25 protein-coding genes are annotated in these 23,375 nt (G+C 65.6%); 11 read left to right on the forward strand and 14 right to left on the reverse strand.

Features of this window, described 5'->3' with window-relative positions:
* Nucleotides 1-9: 9 nt before the first annotated feature.
* The 3 genes from BMX16_RS01150 to BMX16_RS01160 all read right to left on the reverse strand — a co-directional run bounded on the left by BMX16_RS01150 (nt 10) and on the right by BMX16_RS01160 (nt 1,217).
* Entirely contained in the window at nt 10-288 is a 279-nt protein-coding gene (locus tag BMX16_RS01150; protein WP_245731199.1) for an MliC family protein, read from the reverse strand.
* 86 nt (nt 289-374) lie between these two features.
* Nucleotides 375-755 (reverse strand): cell division protein ZapA, encoded by a 381-nt coding sequence (locus BMX16_RS01155; RefSeq protein ID WP_089897826.1) that lies wholly within the window; start codon nt 753-755, stop codon nt 375-377.
* Between the two features lie 3 nt (nt 756-758).
* Nucleotides 759-1,217 (reverse strand): hypothetical protein, encoded by a 459-nt coding sequence (locus tag BMX16_RS01160; RefSeq protein ID WP_089897828.1) that lies wholly within the window; start codon nt 1,215-1,217, stop codon nt 759-761.
* A gap of 206 nt (nt 1,218-1,423) precedes the next feature.
* On the opposite strand from BMX16_RS01160, the gene tkt reads away from it, so the two are divergent.
* The gene (tkt, locus tag BMX16_RS01165; protein ID WP_089897830.1) at nt 1,424-3,439 is read left to right on the forward strand and encodes a transketolase; all 2,016 of its coding nucleotides are present in this window, start codon (nt 1,424-1,426) and stop codon (nt 3,437-3,439) included.
* A 48-nt stretch (nt 3,440-3,487) separates the two neighbouring features.
* On the opposite strand, the gene BMX16_RS01170 is transcribed toward tkt, so the two are convergent.
* From BMX16_RS01170 to BMX16_RS01180, 3 genes are read right to left on the reverse strand one after another with little or no spacing between them, the layout of a single operon-like run.
* Nucleotides 3,488-4,273: an ion transporter gene (locus BMX16_RS01170; RefSeq protein WP_342707791.1), complete on the reverse strand. Its 786-nt coding sequence runs from the start codon at nt 4,271-4,273 to the stop codon at nt 3,488-3,490.
* Nucleotides 4,246-4,635: a DoxX family protein gene (locus tag BMX16_RS01175; RefSeq protein WP_089897832.1), complete on the reverse strand. Its 390-nt coding sequence runs from the start codon at nt 4,633-4,635 to the stop codon at nt 4,246-4,248. The genes BMX16_RS01170 and BMX16_RS01175 overlap by 28 nt, the downstream gene beginning before the upstream one ends.
* Entirely contained in the window at nt 4,632-5,579 is a 948-nt protein-coding gene (locus tag BMX16_RS01180; RefSeq protein ID WP_089897835.1) for a DUF808 domain-containing protein, read from the reverse strand. Before BMX16_RS01180 ends, BMX16_RS01175 begins: the two co-directional genes overlap by 4 nt.
* Nucleotides 5,580-5,681: 102 nt before the next feature.
* On the opposite strand from BMX16_RS01180, the gene BMX16_RS17490 reads away from it, so the two are divergent.
* The 4 genes from BMX16_RS17490 to BMX16_RS17495 all read left to right on the forward strand — a co-directional run bounded on the left by BMX16_RS17490 (nt 5,682) and on the right by BMX16_RS17495 (nt 7,726).
* The gene (locus BMX16_RS17490; RefSeq protein ID WP_177174534.1) at nt 5,682-5,825 is read left to right on the forward strand and encodes a hypothetical protein; all 144 of its coding nucleotides are present in this window, start codon (nt 5,682-5,684) and stop codon (nt 5,823-5,825) included.
* An 89-nt stretch (nt 5,826-5,914) separates the two neighbouring features.
* On the forward strand, nt 5,915-6,916 hold the full coding sequence (gene gap / locus BMX16_RS01185; RefSeq protein ID WP_089897837.1) for a type I glyceraldehyde-3-phosphate dehydrogenase: 1,002 nt from the start codon (nt 5,915-5,917) through the stop codon (nt 6,914-6,916).
* Nucleotides 6,917-7,037: 121 nt separating this feature from the next.
* Nucleotides 7,038-7,436: a SpoIIAA family protein gene (locus tag BMX16_RS01190; RefSeq protein WP_089897839.1), complete on the forward strand. Its 399-nt coding sequence runs from the start codon at nt 7,038-7,040 to the stop codon at nt 7,434-7,436.
* Between the two features lie 131 nt (nt 7,437-7,567).
* Entirely contained in the window at nt 7,568-7,726 is a 159-nt protein-coding gene (locus BMX16_RS17495; RefSeq protein ID WP_177174535.1) for a hypothetical protein, read from the forward strand.
* A gap of 32 nt (nt 7,727-7,758) precedes the next feature.
* Here the strand turns inward: BMX16_RS17495 and coaD are convergent, their stop codons facing one another.
* Together coaD and BMX16_RS01200 are read right to left on the reverse strand one after the other, a co-directional pair.
* On the reverse strand, nt 7,759-8,259 hold the full coding sequence (gene coaD, locus BMX16_RS01195) for a pantetheine-phosphate adenylyltransferase (protein ID WP_089897841.1): 501 nt from the start codon (nt 8,257-8,259) through the stop codon (nt 7,759-7,761).
* 100 nt (nt 8,260-8,359) lie between these two features.
* On the reverse strand, nt 8,360-8,794 hold the full coding sequence (locus tag BMX16_RS01200; RefSeq protein ID WP_089897843.1) for a CBS domain-containing protein: 435 nt from the start codon (nt 8,792-8,794) through the stop codon (nt 8,360-8,362).
* A 119-nt stretch (nt 8,795-8,913) separates the two neighbouring features.
* On the opposite strand from BMX16_RS01200, the gene BMX16_RS01205 reads away from it, so the two are divergent.
* Nucleotides 8,914-9,237 (forward strand): hypothetical protein, encoded by a 324-nt coding sequence (locus BMX16_RS01205; RefSeq protein WP_089897845.1) that lies wholly within the window; start codon nt 8,914-8,916, stop codon nt 9,235-9,237.
* On the opposite strand, the gene BMX16_RS01210 is transcribed toward BMX16_RS01205, so the two are convergent.
* Entirely contained in the window at nt 9,194-10,108 is a 915-nt protein-coding gene (locus BMX16_RS01210; protein WP_089898309.1) for a LysR family transcriptional regulator, read from the reverse strand. The genes BMX16_RS01205 and BMX16_RS01210 overlap by 44 nt on opposite strands.
* 101 nt (nt 10,109-10,209) lie before the next feature.
* Between BMX16_RS01210 and BMX16_RS01215 the strand changes: the two genes are divergently transcribed.
* The 4 genes from BMX16_RS01215 (at nt 10,210) to mmsB (ending at nt 15,012) form a co-directional block, all read left to right on the forward strand.
* On the forward strand, nt 10,210-11,709 hold the full coding sequence (locus BMX16_RS01215; RefSeq protein ID WP_089897847.1) for a CoA-acylating methylmalonate-semialdehyde dehydrogenase: 1,500 nt from the start codon (nt 10,210-10,212) through the stop codon (nt 11,707-11,709).
* 254 nt (nt 11,710-11,963) lie between these two features.
* Entirely contained in the window at nt 11,964-13,103 is a 1,140-nt protein-coding gene (locus tag BMX16_RS01220; RefSeq protein ID WP_089897848.1) for an acyl-CoA dehydrogenase family protein, read from the forward strand.
* Nucleotides 13,100-14,143, forward strand: coding sequence for an enoyl-CoA hydratase/isomerase family protein (locus tag BMX16_RS01225; RefSeq protein WP_089897850.1), 1,044 nt, complete (start codon nt 13,100-13,102; stop codon nt 14,141-14,143). Before BMX16_RS01220 ends, BMX16_RS01225 begins: the two co-directional genes overlap by 4 nt.
* On the forward strand, nt 14,140-15,012 hold the full coding sequence (gene mmsB / locus BMX16_RS01230; protein ID WP_089897852.1) for a 3-hydroxyisobutyrate dehydrogenase: 873 nt from the start codon (nt 14,140-14,142) through the stop codon (nt 15,010-15,012). The genes BMX16_RS01225 and mmsB overlap by 4 nt, the downstream gene beginning before the upstream one ends.
* Nucleotides 15,013-15,084: 72 nt before the next feature.
* On the opposite strand, the gene uvrA is transcribed toward mmsB, so the two are convergent.
* Entirely contained in the window at nt 15,085-17,991 is a 2,907-nt protein-coding gene (uvrA, locus tag BMX16_RS01235; RefSeq protein ID WP_089897854.1) for an excinuclease ABC subunit UvrA, read from the reverse strand.
* Nucleotides 17,992-18,323: 332 nt separating this feature from the next.
* Between uvrA and BMX16_RS01240 the strand changes: the two genes are divergently transcribed.
* Entirely contained in the window at nt 18,324-18,803 is a 480-nt protein-coding gene (locus tag BMX16_RS01240; RefSeq protein ID WP_089897856.1) for a hypothetical protein, read from the forward strand.
* A 36-nt stretch (nt 18,804-18,839) separates the two neighbouring features.
* Here BMX16_RS01240 and lpdA read toward each other — a convergent pair whose 3' ends face one another.
* The 4 genes from lpdA to queA all read right to left on the reverse strand — a co-directional run bounded on the left by lpdA (nt 18,840) and on the right by queA (nt 23,372).
* On the reverse strand, nt 18,840-20,240 hold the full coding sequence (gene lpdA, locus BMX16_RS01245) for a dihydrolipoyl dehydrogenase (RefSeq protein ID WP_089897858.1): 1,401 nt from the start codon (nt 20,238-20,240) through the stop codon (nt 18,840-18,842).
* Between the two features lie 90 nt (nt 20,241-20,330).
* Nucleotides 20,331-20,912: a DUF924 family protein gene (locus tag BMX16_RS01250; protein ID WP_089897860.1), complete on the reverse strand. Its 582-nt coding sequence runs from the start codon at nt 20,910-20,912 to the stop codon at nt 20,331-20,333.
* Between the two features lie 67 nt (nt 20,913-20,979).
* Nucleotides 20,980-22,314, reverse strand: coding sequence for an MFS transporter (locus BMX16_RS01255; protein WP_089897862.1), 1,335 nt, complete (start codon nt 22,312-22,314; stop codon nt 20,980-20,982).
* A complete protein-coding gene (gene queA / locus BMX16_RS01260) occupies nt 22,311-23,372 on the reverse strand; it encodes a tRNA preQ1(34) S-adenosylmethionine ribosyltransferase-isomerase QueA (RefSeq protein ID WP_089897864.1) in 1,062 nt (353 codons plus the stop codon). Before queA ends, BMX16_RS01255 begins: the two co-directional genes overlap by 4 nt.
* Nucleotides 23,373-23,375 lie beyond the last annotated feature (3 nt).

The following is a 23,375-nucleotide window of genomic DNA, read 5'->3' on the forward strand; positions in this document are numbered from 1 at the left end:
GCGAGATATTCACGCCGGCGCGCAGCCGGTGTAGATCGCCGTTTCCTCGGAGGTCGCACCGTCGCGCCAATACAGCGACGCCTCGCCCTGATGGGTCCACCAGACATAACCAGACCCGTCGTTGGGAAAGCGGTAGCGGACGCCCGATGCGGCCTCGCCCGTGGCCTGCAGGTTGATCATCCGGCCTTCGACCATCAGCACGACGATGGAAAAGTCCGTCCCGTCCTCGGCGTTCACATAGACGACCGGAACGTCCACGCCGCGGTCGCAAGTATAGGTCTGCGCCACGACCACGCCGGCCAGCGCGGGGCCTGATGCCCAGGTCAGGGCCGTGCAGGTGGCAAGACCCGCGACGATGCCGCGACACCCGCGCGTCAGGACCGGCCCTCCAACTGATCTGCCAGCCCTTCGGCCCGCTGTGCGATGTCGGCGAGCGTATCCTGCAACCCTGCCGGCATCACCGGCACCTCGACTCGCTGCGGCACACGCTGGTCGGCGGCATTCAGGGCGGCCTGCAGGCTGGCGATGTCCTGCGCAGCACGGCGCAGCTGATCCTCCAGCCCCGCCGTGCGGTCCGCCAGCATCAGACCCGCCATCAGCAGCATCCGCGCCTCGGTCATGCGGCCGATCTGCGCCGACAAATGCGCCGCCTCCGCATCCAGCGTGGCGGCTGCGGCATGCAGATAAGGCTCTTCGCCCGTCTCGCAGGCCACCTCGAAGGTGCGCCCGCCGATGGTGATGTCGACCTGCGGCATGTCTCAGCCCTCCTTGCGCAACAGGGGTTTCAGATCCGACAGGATCGCCGCGACCTCGGCAGCCTCCGACGACCGCTGCACGGTCAGCCCGTCCACCTCGGCCATCAGGGCGCGGTTCACCAGCGTGGCGTCCGCCACACCGTCCATCGCCGCACGGCGCAGCTCGCCGCACACCACCGTCAGATCGGCATTGGACCCGCGGACCTGCTGCAACTCTGCATCGAGGCTGGCCAGCTGCGCCGCCTGATCCGCGACCCGGGCCTGCAAGGCCGCGATCTGGTCGTCCTGCCGCGCCTTCAGCGTGACGACCCGGTCGGTCAGCGCCGCGTGGGCGTCGCGTTCCGCCTGCAGTTCGGCGGCCAGCGCCTGCGGGTCCGGTGCCCGCGCCTGCTGGTCCAGACCATAGGCGATCCTGTCCAGCGCCGCGGTGATCCGCCCTTCCAGTGTCCTGATCGCGTCCATCCGCCCTGCCCCGCTTCTGTGTCCGTCGCTTGCGCGATGCCGCAAGCCTTGCACGAATCGTAAACCGTTGCGTCACGTTAGGCCATCCGGTCCCACCATTCAAACCGCGGCCCCCGCCTTTGGCCTCCGGCAGCACGCTTGAACTCCGGTCCTGCCCTGTTATGAACCTGCAAACGCTGCCACACGCCGATAGAGGACGCTGCCCCATGGATCTTGCTGCCCTGCGCACCGCGCACCCCGACCACTGGATGATGGCCTCCGCCATCCGCGCGCTGACGCTGGATGCGGTCGCAGCCGCGAATTCGGGCCATTCGGGGATGCCGATGGGCATGGCCGACGTGGCGACCGTCCTGTTCACCAACCACCTGAACTTCGACCCCGCAGCCCCGCACTGGCCCGACCGGGACCGCTTCATCCTGTCGGCGGGTCACGGGTCCATGCTGCTCTATGCGCTGCTGCACCTGACCGGGTACGAGGATTTTCCGATCCAGCAGATCCGCGATTTCCGCCAGTGGGGCGCGCGCACCGCGGGCCACCCGGAATACGGTCACGGCCGCGGGATCGAGGTCACGACCGGCCCGCTCGGTCAGGGGATCGCCAACTCCGTCGGCTTCGCCATCGCCGAAGAGATCCAGCGCGCAACGTGGGGCGACAAGATCGTCAACCACCACACCTACGTCATGGCCGGTGACGGCTGCCTGATGGAGGGGATCAGCCAGGAGGCGATCGGCCTTGCGGGCATGCAGGAGCTGTCGCACCTGATCGTCTTCTTCGACGACAACGACATCACCATCGACGGCCGCGTCAGCATCGCCGACCGCACCGATCAGGTGGCGCGCTTCGCCGCATCCGGCTGGCATGTGCAGGCCATCGACGGCCACGATCCCGAGGCGATCGACGCGGCCATCGTGGCGGCCAAGGCCGATCCCCGCCCGTCGATGATCGCCTGCAAGACCCACATCGCATTGGGTCACGCCGCACAGGACACGTCCAAGGGCCACGGCGCCCTGACCGACGCCGCCCAGATGCAGGCCGCCAAGGACGCCTACGGCTGGACCGCAGGCCCCTTCGACGTACCCACCGAGATCAAGGCCCAGTGGGAAGCGACCGCCACGCGCGGCAAGGCGGCCCATGCCGCCTGGGCCGAACGCTTCGCCAAGCTGTCGGCCAACAAGCAGGCCGAGTTCCAGCGCGCCTACGATCTGGACGCGCCGAAGAAACTCTCCGCCACCATCCGCGCCTTCAAGAAGCAGGCGAGCGAGGCGGGCAAATCGGTGGCCACCCGCAAGTCGAGCGAGAACGTGCTCGAGGTCATCAATCCCATCATGCCGGAGACCATCGGCGGCTCCGCCGACCTGACCGGATCGAACAACACCAAGACCGCCGACATGGGCACCTTCACCCCGGACGCCCGCACGGGCCGTTACATCCACTATGGCATCCGCGAACACGGCATGGCGGCTGCGATGAATGGCATGGTCCTGCACGGCGGCGCGCGGCCCTATGGCGGCACGTTCATGTGCTTTACCGACTATGCGCGCGGTGCGATGCGCCTGTCCGCGCTGATGCGGGTGCCCGTCGTCTACGTGATGACCCATGACAGCATCGGTCTGGGCGAAGACGGCCCCACCCACCAGCCGGTCGAGCATCTGTCGATGCTGCGCGCCACGCCCAACACCCACGTCTTCCGCCCCGCTGATTCAGTGGAAACGGCAGAGGCATGGGAACTGGCCCTGACGTCGACGGAAACGCCGTCGGTGCTGGCCCTGTCGCGACAGAACCTGCCCACCGTGCGGACCACGCACACCAACCGCAACCTGACCGCGCAGGGCGGCTACGTACTGGCCGAGGCGGAGGGCAAGCGTCAGGTCATCCTGATCGCGACGGGGTCCGAGGTCGAACTGGCGCTGGCCGCCCGCGACGCCCTGCAGGCCGACGGCATCGGCACACGTGTGGTATCCATGCCCTGCATGGAGCTGTTCATGCAGCAGGACGAGGCCACCCGCCGCAAGGTCCTGCCCGCAGGCCCCGTCCGCGTCGCGGTCGAGGCGGGCGTGCGCCAGTCCTGGGACATGATCCTGATGGGCGAGCGTGGCAGTGCCAAGAAGTCCGCCTTCGTCGGCATGGACGGCTTCGGCGCCTCCGCCCCGGCAGAAGTGCTCTATGAAAAGTTCGGCATCACCGCCGCCAAGGTCGCCGAGGCTGCCAAGGCGCTGCTGTAAGCCGACCTGTCCGGGCGCGCCTGCCTGCGCCCGGACACGCCCCCATGGTCAGATCGCGCCTTCGGTGTCGATGTGCATGGGGCCACCGCAATGCTTGCAGTGCACCGCGTCGCTGTCGTGCAGCTGCAACCCGCAGGTCGGGCATTCCTGCCGCACCTTGGGTGGGCGGAACAGCACCTTGAGCAGGTTCAGGAACAGCGACACGCCGACGATCATCACCACGACCGACAGCATCCGCCCACCCGTCGTATCCAGCGTGATGTCGCCGAATCCGGTCGTCGTCAGCGTGGCGACGGTAAAATACAGCGCATCGGCATAGTTGCGGATCTCGGGGTTGATGCGGACCTGCGTGGCATAGATCAGGCCCGTCATGATGAACAGGAACACCATCAGGTTCGTGACGGCAAGGATCAGATCCTCGCGCGCGCGAAACCACGGAAAATCGATGCGCAACCGGCTGAGCAATTCGTAGCTGCGCAGCAGCCTCAGGGTCCGCAGCACCCGCAGGAACCCCAGCGAATACCCCAGCAACGGCGCGAGGAACGAGATTGTCGCCACGATGTCGGCCCATGTGCCGGGCCGTCGCAGCCAGCTGCGCTTGTTCTGCTCCAACACGAAACGGATCGTGAAGTCGATCAGGATGACCAGGCCGATCACCAGATCGACGGCGATGATCGTAGTGCTCAGTGCGAAGAAGGACGTGGCGATGACGAAAACGATCGTCACCAGATCAAAGATCAGCAGGCCATAGCGGAACGCCACCGCCCTATCGGATGGCCCGTGATACAGCTCTCTCAGTCCCGCCATCACGGCCGGTCGGGCCGTACCGCCCACGGCCCGGATCCCGCCACGGCCAGTGCCAGGCATCCCCCAGCAATGGCCCAGTTCTTGCCGAAGATCGTCATCTGCCAGCTGTCGCCGGTGGTCAGGAACACGTCGAGATGGAAGAAGCTGGTGACCGCGCAATAGACCGACGCCGTCACCGCCACGGGCCGCACAGCGATCCCTAGCCACAGCGCCAGCCCCGCCGCCGCATCATAGATCAGCGCGGGCCAGACCAGCGCATAGGGCAGCCCCATGCCTGTCAGCAGGCCGCCCGCATCGTCGGGGCTGAGCGTCTTCTGCATCGCCCCCCCGACCATTAGCGCCCCGATCAGCAGCCGCGCCGTGAGCAGCGCCGCAGCAGCGCCCCTCATGCGGGCCGCACGGCGCTGATGACGGGTTTCAGCACATGCGACACCAGCGGGATGATCAGCAGCCCGAGCGCCAGCCCCAGCACGCCGTCGCAGGCGGCGGTGACGATCCATTGCACAGCACCCGCATAGCCCGCAGGCGCACCAGACGCCGCCGCGACCGCCCAGCCGCGGATCAGATCCTCCGGTCCGTGAAAGCCCAACTGCCCCAGACCGTGCACCACGATCTGCCCGCCGACCCACAGCATCGCCGCCGTGCCGACCCATGTCAGGACGAACAGAAACGTTGGCATCCCCTTGACGATGCCGCGCCCCAGTGTGCGGGTCAGGCCGAGACGACCCTTGTCGGCCATCAGCAGGCCCACATCGTCGGCCTTCACGATCAGGGCGACGGCGCCGTAGACGGCGACGGTGATCGCGATACCCACCACGGCCAGCACGACGGCTTCCAGCCAGATGGTGTCGACGGTGATCGCAGCCAGAGAGATCGCCATGATCTCGGCGGACAGGATGAAGTCGGTCTTCACCGCGCCCTTGATCCGCTGCTCCTCCAGCAGGACGGCGTCGCCCACGACCGTCACGGCGGCGGGTTCGGGGTGGAAGATGTGCAGGATCTTCTCGGCCCCCTCGTAACACAGATAGGCACCGCCGATCATCAGCAGCGGCGGGATCGCCCACGGCGCGAAGGCTGACAGCAGCAGCGCCACCGGCAACAGGATCACCAGCTTGTTGAAGATCGAGCCCCTCGCGATCTTCCACACGATGGGCAGTTCGCGGTCGGCGGCGAAGCCCTGCATGTATTTCGGCGTCACGGCGGCGTCGTCGATCACGGCGCCTGCGGCCTTGGCGCCCGCCTTGGTCGCCTGACCGATCACGTCGTCCACGCTGGCCGCCGCCACCTTGGCAATCGCCGCCACATCGTCCAGCAGTGCCAGCAGTCCGCTCATGCGCGTCATCCCTGTAATCTGTGCGACAATCTAGCTTCTTGCCGCCCCGCAGCAAGGCCACCCGGTCTAGGCAGCAGGCCGCATCCGCACTAGACAGAGCCCATGTCGAACACCGTCGCCCTTGGTCTGATCCTGTGCATCGCAGCCTTCCTTGCGCTCGATCACTATGTCCTGCAGCTGGGTGCGCCACTGTTTCTGGCGCGCAAGTTCACGGACCTGCTGGAATGGGTCGCGTTCTGGCGCTGACACGGCCCACTTGACGTTTGGCCCAAATTGGCAAAGGTCGCGGCGCAAGCGGCCACCGTGCCGCACCACCCGGCACAAGGAATGTCATCATGGCCGTCAAAGTCGCAATCAACGGATTCGGACGCATCGGACGCAACGTGTTGCGCGCGATCATCGAATCGGGCCGCACCGACATCGAGGTCGTGGCCATCAACGACCTCGGCCCGGTGGAAACCAACGCCCACCTTCTGCGCTTCGACAGCGTGCATGGCCGCTTTCCAGGCACCGTGACCACGACACAGGATACGATCGACGCCGGCCGCGGCCCGATCCGCGTGACGGCGATGCGCAACCCCGCCGACCTGCCGTGGGGCGACGTGGACATCGTGATGGAATGCACCGGCATCTTCACCAGCAAGGACGCCTGCCAGGCGCACCTGCAGAACGGATCGAAGCGGGTGCTGATTTCCGCCCCCGGCACCAATGCCGACAAGACCATCGTCTACGGTGTGAACCACGACACGCTGACGGCGGACGATATCATCGTGTCGAACGCATCCTGCACGACGAACTGCCTGTCGCCGGTGGCAAAGGTGCTGCACGACGCGGTCGGCATCACCAAGGGCTTCATGACCACCATCCACAGCTATACCGGCGACCAGCCGACGCTGGACACGATGCACAAGGACCTTTACCGCGCCCGCGCCGCGGCCCTGTCGATGATCCCGACCAGCACAGGTGCCGCCAAGGCCGTGGGCCTCGTGCTGCCCGAACTCGACGGCAAGCTGGACGGCGTGGCGATCCGCGTGCCGACGCCTAACGTCAGCGTCGTCGATCTGGTGTTCGAGGCCAGCCGCGAGACTACCGTTCAAGAGATCAACGACTCGATCCGCGCCGCAGCCGACGGCCCGATGAAGGGTGTCCTCGCCTATACCGACCTGCCGATGGTCAGCACCGACTTCAACCACGACCCGGCCTCGTCCACCTTCCACATGGACCAGACCAAGGTTCTATCCGGCAACATGGTGCGCATCCTGACGTGGTACGACAACGAATGGGGCTTCTCCAACCGCATGAGCGACGTGGCCGTGGCGATGGGCAAGCTGATCTGATCGCCGTCAGGCAGTGACGCATGGGGGGCCGGTCCTGCACAGGGGCCGGCCCCTTTTCATATCCGGGAACCGCTTGATCGGGCGGCGCGTTTTGCGCCATGCATCCTTGAGAGGGCTTCCCATGACATCGCAGCACGGCATCACACCGATCCCCACAGACTTTCCCCACGTCTATGCGTTCGAGATCACCGACAAACTGGACGCGGAAGGCATGCGCCAGATGGGCGACATCCTGAATGCGGCCTTCGACCGCCATCCGGGCAAGATCAACATCCTGCTGCGCTTCAAGGATTTCGAGGCGTCCGATGCCGCCGTGGGTACCAACCTGTCAGCGATGAAAGCGCAATTCGGCAGCCTGACTAACGTCAACCGCTATGCCACCGTGGGCGCGCCCCCCGCCGCCGAAACCATGATCGAGGTGATGAACCACGTCATTCCGGTCGATGCAAAAACCTTTTCGTCCGAGGAGGAACGCGACGCCTGGGCCTTCGTGAACGTGGGGCAAGATCAGGCAACCTGAGGCGCATCCGCCAGCGGCCCTTGCGTCACACGCAAGGGTCCCATTCCAAATGCAGTGGTTGTGCTGCAGTGCAGCATCGCTATCTTCCGTGGGTAAGAGGAGCATTCCAGCCCCCGAAAGGAGCAGAGACCATGACACTGATCGACACCATCCGCCGGACCATCGCGAAACGCGCCCACTACAGCCGGACAAAGCGGGAAATCCGCGCCATGCCCCTCGACGTGGCGCTGGACCTGAACATCGACCGCGCCGACGCGCGACTGATCGCCCGTCAGGCCGTGTACGGCTAATCCAAACCGGTCTGGCGCCGCCGCGTGCGGCGTCAGGCCTTCGGCGCCAGTTTCGACAGCAGCGCCGCTTCGACCACCGGTGTCACGAACTTCGACACGTCGCCGCCCAGCCGCGCGATTTCCTTCACCAGCTTGCTGGCGATCGCCTGATTTTTCGCATCCGCCATCAGGAATACCGTCTCGACCGAGTTGTCGAGGCTGCGGTTCATGCCGACCATCTGGAATTCGTATTCGAAATCCGCCACGGCCCGCAGGCCGCGGATGATGACGCCAGCGCCCACGTCGCGGGCGCAGTGAATCAGCAGATTCTCGAACGGATGCACGATGATCTGCGTGCCCAGCGGTTCGCCCAGCGGCACGACCTCCGACCGGACCATCTCGACCCGTTCGGCCAGATCGAACAACGGCCCCTTGTCGCGATTGATCGCGACGCCGATCACCAGCGTGTCGACCAGCGAACAGGCCCGGCGCACGATGTCGATATGCCCGTGTGTCACGGGATCGAAGGTGCCGGGATAGAGCCCTACGCGCATGGTCGCCTCGCAACAATCTTTCGTCAGCCAAGGCAAAGCCTATTTTGCAGGCGACCGCAAGACCTGCATCCCACGGCATACTGGAAGCGGGCGAAACCCCTCAATGGCCCATGATCATGCCTTCCAGCGCCGATTTCTCCATCGACAGTTCCGACAGGCGCGCCTTTACCACGTCACCGATGGAAATGAGGCCGATCATCGTCCCGTCCTGCAACACCGGCAGGTGGCGAAAGCGCCCTTCGGTCATCATCTCCAGCACGCGATCTGCACTGTCGGTGGGGGTGCATGTCGTCAGGTGCGACGTCATCAGCCGATCCGCCGTCCAGTCGAGACAGGCCGCCCCCGCACGCCCCACCTCGCGCACGATGTCGCGTTCCGACAGGATACCGGCCAAAGCCACGCCGTCGGCGCTGACGATCACCGTGCCGATCCGGTTTTCAGACATCAGACGAGCGGCAGCGGACACGGTGTCCGTCGGCCTGACCCAGACCACGTCCTGTGTGACCTTCGATTTCAAGATCTGTCGAACAAGCATGACACCCTCCCGATTGACAACATTCCCAGCGTTTCAGATGATCTGCTCCACTGTCAATTGTCTTGGCGATGTTGGCAAAGTCGGCATCTGGTCTGCCCCCCATATTGCAGGAGAATGCGATGGCACCTGAAACCACCGTCGTGCTGATCGTGATTGCCTTTGTTGTTTTTGCATATGTGTTCGCCTATCCGATTTTGCGCGTGCGCACGGCCAGCCGGTTGGCGGCATACGACGCCGTTTTGACGCTGGCGCAGATTGGTGTGGTGGGCGCGCTGTTCTGGGGCAGCGGCGTCCGGTTCGACGCGCTCTTGTTTGAAACCAACTGGTTCTGGTTCGCCCTGATCTTGTCGCTCTTGATCGAGGGACCCGTGGCCTATTGGTACAAGCGTCGTCACAACATCAGCTTGTCAGTTGATCTGCCACTGAAGCAGCGCAAAGACTAGCTTCCAGCCGCGCCACCTCGTCCCGCAGCCCCGCCATCAGCGCATCGGCGAACCGCCGTAGACGGTCGGACCGCCTGTCGGCCGTATGCCGCACGAGGTAGAAGGACCGCACCAGCGACAACTGGTCCACCAGCACGCGCCGCACCCCCGGTGCGAACGGCAGCGCAAAGTCATGCGCCACGCCGATCCCCGCCCCCGCCCGCAGCATCTGCAACTGGACGCTGACCGAATTGCTGGCCATCTGCACCCCGTCCGCCGCCAGCGGACCGAGGTAATCGAGGGCGCTGTCGAAGATCATGTCGGGGATGTAGCCCACCACCGCCCGCCCCTTCAGGTCCGCCAGCGACGCAGGTGTGGGCAGGGCTTCGGCCTGCGCCAGATGCAGGCGGTAGTCGGTGATCTTCTGCACGGTCAGGCGCCCGGTCTGCGGCGGGCTGACGGTCACGGCCATGTCCGCTTCGCGCCGCGACAGGTTGACGACGCGCGGCAGCGCGAGGATCTGCACCTCCAGATCCGGGTTCGCGGCCTGGATCGCCGCGCACACCTGCGGCAGCAGGAAGTTCGCGCAGCCATCCGGTGCCCCGATGCGGATCTGCCCATTGATGCCGCTGCTCGGGCTTTGCCCCACATCGGCGGCGCGGGTCAGTGCGGTTTCCGCCTGTGCGGCCTGATCCATCATCCGTCCACCCAGATCGGTCAGTGCATAGCCCTGCGGCGATTTCACGAACAGTGCGGCCCCCACTGCCGCCTCCAGCCGCGCGATGCGCCGCGACAGGGTGGCGGGGTCCAGCTTCAGCACCGGGGCCGCCGCCGACAGGCTTTCGGCACGGGCCACGGCCAAAAACACCCGCATGTCGTCCCAGTTCTGCACCACACCCTATCCTTGCATTATTGCAAAATGACTTTGGGATATTGGCGCTGTTACCACGAAAAACGCAAGGCTATGGTGTGCCCAACCCAGTGGAGGATGCCATGCAAGACCTGACCCATTACATCAACGGCGAACACGTCACCGGAACCTCCGGCCGGTTCGCCGACGTCTACAACCCCGCCACCGGGGAGGTGCAGGCCCGCGTGCCGCTGGCCAACGCCGCCGATCTGGATACCGCCGTGCGCGCCGCCGTGGCCGCACAGCCGAAATGGGCCGCCACCAACCCGCAGCGCCGCGCCCGCGTCATGATGCGCTTCGTCGACCTGCTGAACCGCGACATGGACAAACTGTCAGAGGCGCTGAGCCGCGAACACGGCAAGACCCTGCCCGACGCCGCAGGCGACGTGCAGCGCGGGCTGGAGGTCGTTGAATACTGCATCGGCGCGCCGCAACTGCTGAAGGGCGAGTTCACCGACGGCGCAGGTCCGGGCATCGACATGTATTCGATGCGCCAGCCGCTGGGTGTGTCCGCCGGCATCACGCCGTTCAACTTCCCCGCCATGATCCCCATGTGGATGTTCGCGCCCGCAATCGCCTGCGGCAATGCCTTCATCCTGAAGCCGTCAGAGCGTGATCCGTCCGTGCCGCTGATGCTGGCCGAACTGATGGAAGAAGCGGGCCTGCCCAAGGGCATCCTGCAGGTCGTGAACGGCGACAAGGAAGCGGTGGATGCGATCCTCGACCACGAGGTGATCCAGTCCGTAGGCTTCGTCGGATCGACCCCCATCGCGGAATACATCTACGGACGCGGCTGTTCAAACGGCAAGCGGGTCCAGTGCTTTGGCGGCGCCAAGAACCACATGATCATCATGCCGGACGCCGACCTGGACCAAGCCGCAGACGCGCTGATCGGTGCGGGCTACGGTGCGGCTGGCGAACGCTGCATGGCGATCTCGGTCGCCGTCCCCGTGGGTGAAGAGACCGCCAACAAGCTGATCGAAAAGCTGAAGCCCCGCATCGACGCGCTGAAGGTCGGCCCCTACACCGCCGGCCGCGACGTGGACTACGGCCCCGTCGTGACCGCCGCGGCCAAGGCCAACATCATGAAGCTGATCGAGAGCGGCGTGGCGCAGGGCGCCGAGCTGGTCGTCGATGGCCGCGACTTCAGCCTGCAGGGCTACGAGGACGGCTTCTTCGTCGGCCCGCACCTGTTCGACCACGTGACCACCGACATGGACATCTACCAGAAGGAAATCTTCGGCCCGGTCCTCAGCGTCGTGCGCGCCAGCGACTACGAAGAGGCGCTCGGTCTGGCAATGGATCACGAGATGGGCAACGGCACCGCGATCTTCACCCGCGACGGCGATGCGGCGCGCGATTTCGCCAGCCGCGTGAACGTCGGCATGATCGGCATCAATGTGCCGATCCCCGTGCCGCTGGCCTATCACACCTTCGGCGGGTGGAAGAAATCCGTGTTCGGCGACCTGAACCAGCACGGTCCCGACGCGTTCAAATTCTACACCCGGACCAAGACCGTGACCGCCCGCTGGCCGTCGGGGATCAAGGACGGTGCAGCCCTGAATTTCAAGCCGATGGACTGACATGCGTTCGGCGCGGCCCGCGTGTGGTTGCGCCAAATTCGCGGTCAATCTGTCTGACCGCCTGAAACTTTGGCGCAACCGACGCCGTGATTGTGTCAACCAGTCACCCGTGTCGGTTGCCCCCAATGCAGCCGGGGGGCTTGGTCGCCCGCATCCGGCTCCAGACCGGATGCGGGCGTTTCGTTTTGACAATCCCGCACCCGACGGCCATCGTTTAATGAACACCCGTTCATTTCCTTGGGAGGGGGACTGACATGGATTTCGCGCTCAGCGACGAACAGACCGCCATCTTCGACATGGCGCAGGCCTGTGGGGCCGAACACATCGCCCCCTTCGCCCGCCAGTGGGAAAGGGACGGCACCATCCCCAAGGACCTGTGGCCGAAACTGGCCGACCTCGGCTTCGGTGGCCTCTATGTCTCCGAGGACGCGGGCGGCACGGCATTGACCCGCCTCGACGCCACGCTGGTGTTCGAGGCGCTGTCGATGGCCTGCCCGTCCGTCGCGGCCTTTTTGTCGATCCACAACATGTGCGCGCGGATGATCGACCAGTTCGGGTCCGACGCGATGAAGGACCGTCTGCTGCCAGACGCCATCGCGATGCACACCGTCCTGTCCTATTGCCTGACGGAACCCGCAAGCGGGTCCGACGCCGCGGCGTTGAAGACGCGCGCCGTGCGCAGCAACGCGGGCTACGCGCTGACCGGGACCAAGGCCTTCATCTCGGGCGGTGGCTATTCCGACGCCTACATCGTCATGGCCCGCACCAGCGAGGATGGGGCGCGCGGCATCAGCGCCTTCGTCGTGGCGGACGGCACGCCGGGGCTCAGCTTTGGCGGGCTGGAGGACAAGATGGGCTGGCGCAGCCAGCCGACCCGTCAGGTGCAGTTGGACGATTGCAACATTGCAGGTGCCGATCTGCTGGGTGAGGAAGGCAAGGGTTTCACTTATGCGATGAAGGGGCTGGACGGGGGGCGGCTCAACATCGCCGCCTGCTCCTTGGGGGCGGCACAGGCGGCGCTCGACCAGACCCGCAGCTATATGGCAGAGCGAAAGGCCTTCGGGCGGTCCATCGACCAGTTCCAGGCACTGCAGTTCCGGCTTGCCGACATGGAGATCGCCTTGCAATCCGCCCGCACCTTCTTGCGGCAGGCGGCGTGGAAGCTCGACACCGGCGCGCCAGACGCAACCCGCTTTTGCGCGATGGCGAAGAAACTGGTGACCGAAACCGGGTCGGAAGTCGCCGATCAGTGCCTGCAACTGCACGGCGGCTACGGGTATCTTGCCGATTACGGGATCGAGAAGATCGTCCGCGACCTGCGCGTGCACCAGATCCTCGAAGGCACGAACGAGATCATGCGCCTCATCGTTGCCCGCGACCTGATCGCATCATGACCGAGCACCTTCACGTCCGGCAGGACGGCCACGCGGGCCGCATCACGCTGACCCGTGAAGCGGCGCTGAACGCCCTGACCCCCGCCATGGTCCACGGGATCGAGGATGCGCTGACCCGCTGGCGCCATGACCCGGCGGTGGCGCTGGTCATCATCGACGCGGCGGGCCCGAAGGCTTTCTGCGCCGGTGGCGACGTGGCCGCCCTGCACGCAGCGGGGATGGCTGGCGACTACGGCGATGCGCGCCGGTTCTGGCGCGACGAATACCGCGTGAATGCGATGATCGCGGGTTACGGCAAACCCGTCGTCACGCTGATGCAGGGCTTCGTCATGGGCGGCGGCGTAGGACTAGGCTGCCACGCCAGCCACCGCATCGTGGGCGAGACCAGCCGCATTGCCCTGCCCGAATGCGGCATCGGTCTGGTGCCGGACGTGGGATCGACCCTGCTGCTGGCCCGTGCGCCGGGACGGTTGGGCGAATACCTTGGCCTGACCGGCGACCGGATGGATGCGGGCGATGCGATCCACGCGGGCTTTGCCGACAGCTTCGTGCCGCAGGACCGCTGGGCGGGGCTGGTGGACGCGCTGTGCGCGCACGGCGATGTCGGCATGATCGCCACCACGACCCTGCCCGCCCCGCCGTCTAAACTGGCGGCGTGGCAGGCCGAGATCGACACGGCCTTCGCCGCCCCCGACCTCTCTGCCATCGGCGACCGTCCCGACGCAGTGCCACCCGCCCCCATCGCCCACGCCCTCGACCTGATGGGACGCAACGCGCCGCTGTCGATGGCCTGCACGCTGGCCATCGTGCGGGCGGTCCGCGACGACCCCTCGATCCGCACCGCACTGGGACTGGAGTTCCGCTTCACCCACCGGGCGATGGCGGACGCGGATTTCCTCGAAGGGGTCCGCGCCCTGCTGATCGACCGCGACCGCACACCCCGCTGGCGGCACACCGACTGGCAGGTGCCCGCGGCCGAGGTCGCGGCCCTTCTTGCACCACTCGGGCCAGAGGCCCTTCATCCTGAGGATCATCCATGAACATCGCCTTCATCGGGCTGGGCAACATGGGCGCGCCCATGGCCGCCAATCTGGCCCGTGCCGGTCACGCCGTCACCGGCTTTGACACCCACGCCCGGCCCGACGGCCTGACCATGGCCGACAGCGCCGCCGCCGCCGTGGCGGATGCCGACGTGGTCATCACCATGCTGCCCAACGGCGCGATCCTGCGCAGCGTCGCCGCCGACATCCATGCCGCCATGCGCACCGGCGCGGTGCACCTCGACTGTTCCACCGTGGATGTGGAGGCCGCCCGCGCCGTGGCGGAGGCGGCACACGCTGCGGGCCTGACGGCCATCGACGCGCCGGTGTCCGGCGGCATCGGCGGCGCCACCAACGGCACGCTGACGTTCATGGCGGGCGGTCCGGTGGCGGCGTTCGAGACGTGCCGCCCCCTGTTCGAGGTCATGGGACAAAAGGTCGTGCATTGCGGTGACGCTGGCAACGGTCAGGCGGCCAAGATCTGCAACAACATGATCCTCGGCGTCACGATGATCGCCACCTGCGAGGCGTTCAACCTGGCCGACCGGCTGGGGCTGGACCGTCAGGCGATGTTCGACGTGGTCAGCACGTCCTCCGGGTCGAGCTGGTCGATGAACGCCTATTGCCCCGCCCCCGGCGTCGGCCCCACGTCCCCCGCCGACAACGGCTACAAACCCGGTTTCGCCGCCGACCTGATGCTGAAGGACCTCACATTGGCGCAGCAAGCGGCCAAGGCCGCCGATGCGGACACGCCCTTGGGCGAGGCGGCGCGTGCGCTCTATGACCAGTTCGTCAACCGCGAGGATGGTGCCGGGCGCGACTTTTCGGCGATGCTGCCGCGGTTCTCGGAACGGTCGCGCAGAGGGTGAGGCCGGAGGGGGGCCAGCCCCCCGGCTGCGCCGCCCCCCGGGATATTTTCGACCAGAAGAAGGGACTGGCCGCTATTCGGCGGCCACATTGCGTTTGGGTTTCAGCATCGGTTTCAGGTAGCGGCCAGTGTGGCTCGCCTCGACCTCGGCCACCTGCTCCGGCGTGCCTTCGGCCACGATGCGACCACCGCCGTCGCCGCCTTCGGGTCCGATGTCGATCAGGTGGTCGGCAGTCTTGATGACGTCGAGGTTGTGTTCGATCACGACCACCGAGTTGCCTTGATCCACCAGCTCGTGCAGCACCTCAAGCAGTTTGCGCACATCCTCGAAATGCAGGCCCGTCGTGGGTTCGTCGAGGATGTAGAGCGTGCGGCCCGTAGACTGGCGCGCCAGTTCCTTGGACAGTTTCACGCGCTGCGCCTCGCCACCCGACAGGGTCGTGGCCTGCTGGCCGACCTTGATGTAACCCAGACCGACGCGCACCAGCGCGTCCATCTTGGTGCGGATCGACGGGACGGCGGTGAAGAAGGCCTGCGCATCCTCGACCGTCATATCGAGCACGTCGGCGATACTCTTGTTCTTGAACTTCACCTCCAGCGTTTCGCGGTTGTAACGCGCGCCCTTGCAGGTTTCGCACGTCACATAGACGTCCGGCAGGAAGTGCATCTCGATCTTGATGACGCCGTCGCCCTGACACGCCTCGCACCGCCCGCCCTTGACGTTGAACGAAAAGCGGCCGGGCTTGTAACCGCGGGTCTTCGCCTCTGGCAAGCCTGCGAACCAGTCGCGGATCGGTGTGAAGGCACCGGTATAGGTCGCGGGGTTCGACCGGGGCGTGCGCCCAATGGCGCGCTGGTCGATATCGATGACCTTGTCGAGATGCTCGAACCCCTTGATCGTCTCGCAGGGCGCAGGCGCCTGCCGCGCGCCGTTCAGCTTCATCGCCGCGTTCTTGAACAACGTCTCGATGGTCAGTGTGGATTTGCCGCCGCCAGACACGCCGGTGACGCAGACGAACTGGCCCAGCGGGAAATCCGCCGTGACCTCGTGCAGGTTGTTGCCCGTGGCCTTCACCACGGTCAGCTTCTTGCCGTTGCCCTTGCGGCGGGTGACGGGAACCGCGATCTCGCGCTTGCCGGTCAGGTACATGCCGGTGATGGAATTCGGGTCGGCCATGATCTCGGCCGGGGTACCCTTGGCCACGACCTGACCGCCGTGGATGCCCGCACCGGGGCCGATGTCGAAGACGTAGTCGGCCTCACGGATCGCCTCTTCGTCGTGTTCCACGACGATGACCGTATTGCCCTGATCGCGCAGATTTTTCAGCGTCGTGAGCAGGCGGTCGTTGTCGCGCTGGTGCAGGCCGATGCTGGGTTCGTCCAGTACATAGAGCACGCCTGTCAGGCCCGACCCGATCTGGCTGGCGAGCCTGATCCGCTGGGACTCGCCCCCCGACAGGGTGCCCGCATTGCGCGCCATAGTAAGGTAATTCAGGCCCACGTTGTTCAGGAACCCCAGACGTTCGCGGATTTCCTTGAGGATGGCCTTCGCGATCTCGTTCTTCTGCTTGCTCAACTGGTCCGGCACCGCAAGGCACCAGTCATAGGCTTCGGCGATGCTCATCTGCACGATCTGGCCGACGTGCAGGCGTTCGCTGGCGAGGCCGTTCACAGGGCCGATCTTGATCGCCAGCGCCTCTGGCCGCAGGCGATAGCCGCCACAGGTGCCGCAGGGACGGTTGTTCTGATACTGCTCGAACTCTTCGCGGACCCACGCGCTGTCCGTCTCGCGGAAGCGGCGTTCCATGTTGGGAATCACGCCCTCGAACGGGCGCGACACGGTATAGACGCGGCCGCCTTCGTCGTAGCGGAACTTGATTTCCTCGGTGCCAGAGCCGCGCAGGAAAACCTCCTGGAACTTCGGGTCGAGGTCCTTCCAGCGGGCGTTCTTGGGAAAGCCGTAATGCTTGGCGATCGCCTCGATCGTCTGCAGGAAATACGGTGATTTGCCCTTGCGCCACGGCGCCAGCGCACCGTCGGCAATCTTCAGCGTCACGTCCGGCACCACGAGCTGTTCGTCGAAGAATAGTTCCACCCCCAACCCGTCGCAGGATGGGCAGGCACCGACGGGGGCGTTGAAGGAAAACAGGCGCGGTTCGATTTCGGGAATGGTGAAGCCAGAGACCGGGCAGGCAAACTTCTCGGAAAACGTGATCCGCTCCGGCTCCGGCACGTCGCTGCCATCCTCGGGGGTGGAGACCGCCAATTCGAGAATCGTGATTCCATCCGCCAGATCGAGCGCGGTGCGGAAGCTGTCGGCGAGGCGCGTCTCCAGCCCCTCGCGTACGACGATCCGGTCCACCACCACGTCGATGTCGTGGCGGAACTTCTTGTCCAGCACAGGTGGTGTATCGAGTTCATAGAACTCGCCGTCGACCTTGACCCGCTGGAACCCCTGCTTGCGCAGGTCGAGGAATTCCTTGCGGTATTCACCCTTGCGGTCGCGGATGATGGGCGCGAGCAGATAGCCCCGCGTCCCTTCCGGCATCGCCATGACGCGGTCGACCATGTCCTGCACCTGCTGCGCCTCGATCGGAAGTCCCGTAGCGGGGGAATAGGGCGTGCCCGCGCGGGCGAACAACAGGCGCAGGTAGTCGTAGATTTCCGTGATCGTACCGACGGTGGACCGGGGGTTCTTCGATGTGGTCTTCTGCTCGATCGAAATGGCGGGCGACAGGCCGCTGATGTGGTCCACATCGGGCTTTTCCATCATGTCGAGGAACTGACGCGCATAGGCGCTCAGGCTTTCGACGTAGCGCCGCTGCCCTTCCGCATAGATCGTGTCGAAGGCGAGGCTCGACTTGCCGGACCCGGACAGCCCGGTGATGACGACCAGCTGGTCGCGCGGAATGTCCACGTCGATGTTCTTGAGGTTGTGTTCGCGCGCACCGCGCACCTCGATGTTCTTCAGCTCGGCCATGGTGCCCCCTCGGACGTGTCGGTGTTAGACATAGCGATGTGCCGCAGGTCTGCCAGTGGCGATACTGAACGAAGTGTGAACATGCGTCAATTTACCCGGTGACACGGGCAGGATACACCCTCGTCATCCAACCGATCCGACCGACTCTTCCGCCGGTCAGAGGTCAGAAAAGGTTTTGCGCAGCCGGGCTTACGTGCCATGCTTGGCAAAATTGACCGCACCTGATCAGACAAGACTGATTTTCGTAGCAGATGCCTTTCTTGCATGCATCTGCAGCGCGTCCGTGCAGGTTGTCGTTAATCATGAAGTCTGTTTCCGATCGAAGTGTTCCCATGACCGACCTCGACCAGAATTCTCTGTTCCCATACCGCGAGATCGTGCAGTCGATCATCGACCGGATGTCGACCGCACTTCTGAATGACGATGCGGTGCAGTTCGCGTCATGCTTTTCGATGCCCGTCGTGATCCAGACCTTCGACGATCAGCGCGTGATCTCGGGGCTGGAGGAACTGCGCCGCATGTTCGACGACATCCGACTGGTGCTGACGAATTTCGCGGTCACGACCATCGTCCAGCGCTGCAGCGATGCGGCATTGATCGGCAGCACCCGGATCAGCGCCTGTGGCGAAGGGCACATCCTGTCGGATGCCCAAGTTATCCTGCCGCCGTTTCCGATCCTGCTGGGGCTGCACGCCGTCGACGGGATCTGGCGGGTGGATACCGGACAATTCGCGATCATCAGGGGCAAGTGGCTGACGGCCGCCCTAATGGGCACCGTCTCGCTCGACCGGGAACCGCCGGTCGCCCCATAGGACGGCGGCACGCCAGGCCGGGCAGATGCCACCCAATTACATGTGGACGACGCGGCCATAGGCGTCGAGAACGCTTTCGTGCATCATTTCCGACAGGGTTGGGTGCGGGAAGACCGTGTTCATCAAATCCTCTTCCGTCGTCTCCAGCTGACGGCCGATGACATAGCCCTGAATCAGTTCGGTCACTTCTGCGCCCACCATGTGCGCGCCCAGCAGCTCTCCAGTCGCCGCATCGAACACGGTCTTGACGAAGCCTTCCGCCTCTCCCAGCGCGATGGCCTTGCCGTTGCCGATGAACGGGAACTTGCCGACCTTCACGTCATAGCCCAGCTCCTTGGCCTTCGCCTCGGTGTAGCCGACGGACGCGATCTGCGGCGTGCAATAGGTGCAGCCGGCGATGCTTTCGGGTTTCACGGGATGCGGATGCAGGCCCGCGATCAGTTCCGCGACCATGACACCTTCGTGGCTCGCCTTGTGCGCCAGCCACGGTGCGCCCGCGATGTCGCCGATGGCGTAGACCCCGTCGGCACCCGTGCGGCAGTATTCGTCGGTGACGACATGGGTGCGGTCGATCTTCACGCCCAGCTCTTCTAGCCCCAGATCCTCCACGTTGCCGACGATGCCGACCGCGCTGATGACCGTGTCGAAGACGTGCTTCTCGACGCGGCCAGCCACCTCGATATGGGCGGTGACGCGGCCGGCCTTGGGGTCGCGGTCCAGCTGCTTGACCACGGCCTTTTCCATGATCGTCATGCCCTGCTTGACGAACTGCTTGCGGGCAAAGGCCGACACCTCCGCATCCTCGACGGGCAGGATGCGGTCCATCACCTCGACCACGGTGGTCTTGGCACCCATTGTGTTGAAGAAGCTGGCGAATTCGATACCGATGGCACCGGACCCGATGACCAGCAGATCCTTTGGCATCCGTTTGGCGACCAGCGCATCACGATACGCCCAGACCAGATCGCCGTCCGATTCGAGGCCCGGCAGGTTGCGGGCGCGGGCACCGGTGGCAAGGATGATGTTCTTGGCCGTCAACTCCTGCGTGTCCTTGGCGGTCTTGACGCTCACCTGCCCCTTGGCGGTGATCCGGGCGGTGCCCATGATCGTTGTGATCTTGTTCTTCTTCATCAGGTGGCCGATGCCGCTGGACAGCTGGTTGGCCACCCCGCGCGAGCGCTTGATGACGGCGGCCAGATCGAAGGACGGCTTTTCGACCGACAGACCGAACTCCTTCGCGCGGTGCATCAGGTGAAACACTTCGGACGACCGCAGCAGCGCCTTGGTCGGGATGCAGCCCCAGTTCAGGCAGATCCCGCCGAGGTTCTCGCGTTCCACGATCACGACCTTCTGGCCCAACTGGGCGGCGCGGATCGCCGCGACATAGCCGCCGGGACCGGCACCGATCACGATCACGTCGAAGTTCTGTGCGGCCATGGGTCTATCCTGCGCTGGTCGTTGGAAACTGGTTCAATGCTAAACCATCTCCCGCGTGCTGGAAAGACCCCGCCCCCCGGGTGCGTCGGTTCAGGCGTTCGCCGCCATCACCTGCCGCAGCATCGCACCATAACCGCCGTCGCGCAGGAACGACGCCTCTGCCGCGGTCGTCGGCCGGTCGAGGGCATCGTTGCGATAGGGGAAACGGCCAAAGCTGCGGATGATCGCCCGGTGCGCGCGTGCGTGGTCCAGATTGGCGGCCCCCGCATCGGGCATCCGCGTGTGGAACAGCCGCACGGCGCGGTCCTGATCGGCGAGGTTCTCCGAATGCATCAGCGGCAGGTAGAAGAACTGCCGCCCCGGCGCATCGATCCGCAGGTCCCAGTCCCGGTCGATCGCCATCTTGGCCGCCGCCAGCGCCAGCGCATCGGTCGAGAACGCCTCGCCGCTGGCGCGGAACATGTTGCGCGGAAACTGGTCGGTCAGGATGATATAGGCCAGCGTCTCGCTCGGGCAGGTCAGCCACAGGCCCAGATGACCGTCGGCGGCACGCTGCCAGGTGGACAGGAACCGCTCGCGGATCGTGGCGTCGATGGCGTCGTCCTGACGATACCAGTCCGCCTCATTCACCTCGTCGAGCCAGTATCCCAGTACGTCCTCCGCGGTCTGCATGTTGCGCCCTCTCCCCTGCCGACATTGATCTGGCGCAGAAAAGCAGAGCGAATCACTCCTGACAAGGCTAATCGGTGCCCTTCGGCGGGTCCGTGTCGCGGCGTGTCCCGGCGGTCGGACCGCTGCCGTCCGGTCCCGTCCCCGGACCCTCCTGCGCCACGCCCTGCACCACGTCCTGCACCACGTCCTGGGCCATGCGCGCGGCGACGCCCGTCGTCGTCAGCGGCAGGCTGGCAAAGCTGGTCTGGTCGGATGCGATATCGGCCCGGCTGCGCCGCGTCATGCGCCAGATGCCATAGACGGCCACCGCCAGCATCAGCACGGCGATGAACACCCAATAGCCGCGCGGCCCCATGCCATCCAGCATGTAACCCAGCGTGATCGGCCCCAGAATGGCACCCACGCCGTTGACGAACAGCAGCGCCCCAGACGCCGCCGCCATGTCCTCCTTCTCCAGATAATCGTTGGTATAGGCGATCAGCAGCGCATAAAGCGGGTTCGACGTGCCGCCCACGATGGCCCCCGACAGCAGCGCCAACCCATAGGACGCCGGGAACAGCCCCGCCACGATGCTGCCCGCCCCGCCCACCAGTGCGACGATGATGATGACGATACGCCGGTCAAGCCGGTCCGATACCCAGCCGATGGGAAACTGCGCCACCAGTGCCGCCATGTAGATCGCCGACACGAACAGCGAGATTTGCCCGACGCTGAACCCCGCCCGCGCGCCGTAGACCGCCGACATCCCGAACTGCGCGGAAAAAACGCCGCCCAGCAGGAACATGCCGACGGCCGCCAGCGGCGACGTGCGGATCAGCCGCGTCACTTTCATCGGCTGGATGCGTCCGAACGCGGGCACCGGCTTGATCGACAGCAGGATCGGCGCGAAGGCCATCGACACGAGGATCGACGGCACGATGAACAGCACGAAGCCGCCCACGTCGCCGCGCGTGATGATCCACTGCGCGGTGACGATGCCCGCCATCTGCACGATCATGTAGATCGACAGCGCCTGCCCCCGCGTCTCGTTGCTGGATGCGTCGTTCAGCCAGCTTTCCGCGGTGATGTAGACCCCGCAGAAGCAGAACCCGATCACCACGCGGCCCAGCGTCCATGCGATGGGATCGGTCAGCACCGGATACATGATCAGCACGGCCGAGATCGTGGACCCCAGCGCCGCGAAGACACGGACGTGCCCGACGCGGCGGATCATCTCGGGCGCCATCTTGGACGCGAACAGGAAGCCTGCGAAATAGCCCGACATGACGATGGACAGCTCCAGCGTCGAGAATCCTTCCAGCTCTCCGCGCAGGCCCAGCAGGGTGCCCTGCAGGCCGTTGCCGATCATCAGCATGAACATGCCAAGGAACAGCGCCCAGCTGCCGCCCAGCACCTGCCTCATGACGCGTCGCGGTGCGGCAGCAGAAGGGAGGCGTCGCCGTAGGAGAAGAAGCGATACCGTTCCGCGATGGCGTGGTCATAGACGGCGCGGATGCGGTCCTGCCCCATCAGCGCCGAGACGAGCATCATCAGCGTCGACTTCGGCAGATGGAAGTTCGTCATCAGCGCGTCCGCCACGCGGAACCGGAATCCCGGCGTGATGAAGATGTCGGTCGGCCCTTCCCACGCGGCGATGGTGCCAGAGCGCGCCGCCGTCTCGATCAGGCGCAGGGCGGTGGTGCCGACGGGGATGATGCGGCCACCGGCGGCCTTGGTCGCCGCAATCTCGGCGGCCGCCTGCGGCGTGACCTGCCCCCATTCGCTGTGCATCTTGTGCTGCGTGACATCATCGACCTTGACCGGCAGGAAGGTGCCCGCGCCGACATGCAGCGTGACGTGGGTGAAGGTCACACCGCTGCCGGCCAGCGCGGCCAGCAGGTCCGCGTCGAAGTGCAACGACGCGGTGGGTGCCGCGACCGCCCCCGGCGTCCGAGCCCACGCGGTCTGGTAATCGTCGCGGTCCGCATCGTCGGCAGGCCGGAGTGCGGCGATGTAGGGTGGCAGCGGCATCGCACCCACCTGCGCGAGGGCCGCATCGAACGCATCCCCGGTCAGATCGAACGCCAGCTCCGCCTGCCCGTCCGCACGCCCCACGACCCGCGCGCTCAAGGCATCGCCGAACACGATCTCCTCGCCGTCGCGGACCTTCTTCAACGGCTTGACCAGCGCCATCCAGTGACCCGCCGGTGTCGGTTCCAGCAGCGTGACCTCGATCCGGGCCACGGTGTCGCCCGCCTCGCCGCTGCGGTGGCGCACACCGTCAAGGCGCGCGGGGATCACCTTGGTGTCGTTCAGCACCAGCCGGTCGCCCGGGCGCAGCCACAGACCCAGATCGGCGACAGTGGCATCCGTCAGCGTGTCGGGCGTCGCCACCAGCAGCCGTGCGGCGGTGCGGGGCCGTGCGGGGCGGGTGGCGATCAGGCCATCCGGCAGGTCGAAGTCGAAATCGGACAGCTTCATGGC

Origin of the sequence: Loktanella fryxellensis, assembly GCF_900110065.1 — a bacterium.
GTDB lineage: Bacteria > Pseudomonadota > Alphaproteobacteria > Rhodobacterales > Rhodobacteraceae > Loktanella > Loktanella fryxellensis.

Excerpts from the sequence above, each read along its gene's own strand:
- BMX16_RS01255 (WP_089897862.1), bottom strand. The coding sequence starts at position 22,314 with ATGAGGCAGGTGCTGGGCGGCAGCTGGGCGCTGTTCCTTGGCATGTTC.
- uvrA (WP_089897854.1), bottom strand. The coding sequence starts at position 17,991 with ATGGCCGAGCTGAAGAACATCGAGGTGCGCGGTGCGCGCGAACACAAC.
- BMX16_RS01160 (WP_089897828.1), bottom strand. The coding sequence starts at position 1,217 with ATGGACGCGATCAGGACACTGGAAGGGCGGATCACCGCGGCGCTGGAC.
- coaD (WP_089897841.1), bottom strand. The coding sequence starts at position 8,259 with ATGCGCGTAGGGCTCTATCCCGGCACCTTCGATCCCGTGACACACGGG.
- mmsB (WP_089897852.1), top strand. The coding sequence starts at position 14,140 with ATGAACATCGCCTTCATCGGGCTGGGCAACATGGGCGCGCCCATGGCC.
- BMX16_RS01220 (WP_089897848.1), top strand. The coding sequence starts at position 11,964 with ATGGATTTCGCGCTCAGCGACGAACAGACCGCCATCTTCGACATGGCG.
- gap (WP_089897837.1), top strand. The coding sequence starts at position 5,915 with ATGGCCGTCAAAGTCGCAATCAACGGATTCGGACGCATCGGACGCAAC.
- BMX16_RS01225 (WP_089897850.1), top strand. The coding sequence starts at position 13,100 with ATGACCGAGCACCTTCACGTCCGGCAGGACGGCCACGCGGGCCGCATC.
- BMX16_RS01180 (WP_089897835.1), bottom strand. The coding sequence starts at position 5,579 with ATGAGCGGACTGCTGGCACTGCTGGACGATGTGGCGGCGATTGCCAAG.
- BMX16_RS01250 (WP_089897860.1), bottom strand. The coding sequence starts at position 20,912 with ATGCAGACCGCGGAGGACGTACTGGGATACTGGCTCGACGAGGTGAAT.
- BMX16_RS01175 (WP_089897832.1), bottom strand. The coding sequence starts at position 4,635 with ATGAGGGGCGCTGCTGCGGCGCTGCTCACGGCGCGGCTGCTGATCGGG.
- BMX16_RS01205 (WP_089897845.1), top strand. The coding sequence starts at position 8,914 with ATGGCACCTGAAACCACCGTCGTGCTGATCGTGATTGCCTTTGTTGTT.
- tkt (WP_089897830.1), top strand. The coding sequence starts at position 1,424 with ATGGATCTTGCTGCCCTGCGCACCGCGCACCCCGACCACTGGATGATG.
- queA (WP_089897864.1), bottom strand. The coding sequence starts at position 23,372 with ATGAAGCTGTCCGATTTCGACTTCGACCTGCCGGATGGCCTGATCGCC.
- BMX16_RS01240 (WP_089897856.1), top strand. The coding sequence starts at position 18,324 with ATGACCGACCTCGACCAGAATTCTCTGTTCCCATACCGCGAGATCGTG.
- BMX16_RS01215 (WP_089897847.1), top strand. The coding sequence starts at position 10,210 with ATGCAAGACCTGACCCATTACATCAACGGCGAACACGTCACCGGAACC.
- BMX16_RS01190 (WP_089897839.1), top strand. The coding sequence starts at position 7,038 with ATGACATCGCAGCACGGCATCACACCGATCCCCACAGACTTTCCCCAC.
- BMX16_RS17495 (WP_177174535.1), top strand. The coding sequence starts at position 7,568 with ATGACACTGATCGACACCATCCGCCGGACCATCGCGAAACGCGCCCAC.
- lpdA (WP_089897858.1), bottom strand. The coding sequence starts at position 20,240 with ATGGCCGCACAGAACTTCGACGTGATCGTGATCGGTGCCGGTCCCGGC.
- BMX16_RS17490 (WP_177174534.1), top strand. The coding sequence starts at position 5,682 with ATGTCGAACACCGTCGCCCTTGGTCTGATCCTGTGCATCGCAGCCTTC.
- BMX16_RS01155 (WP_089897826.1), bottom strand. The coding sequence starts at position 755 with ATGCCGCAGGTCGACATCACCATCGGCGGGCGCACCTTCGAGGTGGCC.
- BMX16_RS01200 (WP_089897843.1), bottom strand. The coding sequence starts at position 8,794 with ATGCTTGTTCGACAGATCTTGAAATCGAAGGTCACACAGGACGTGGTC.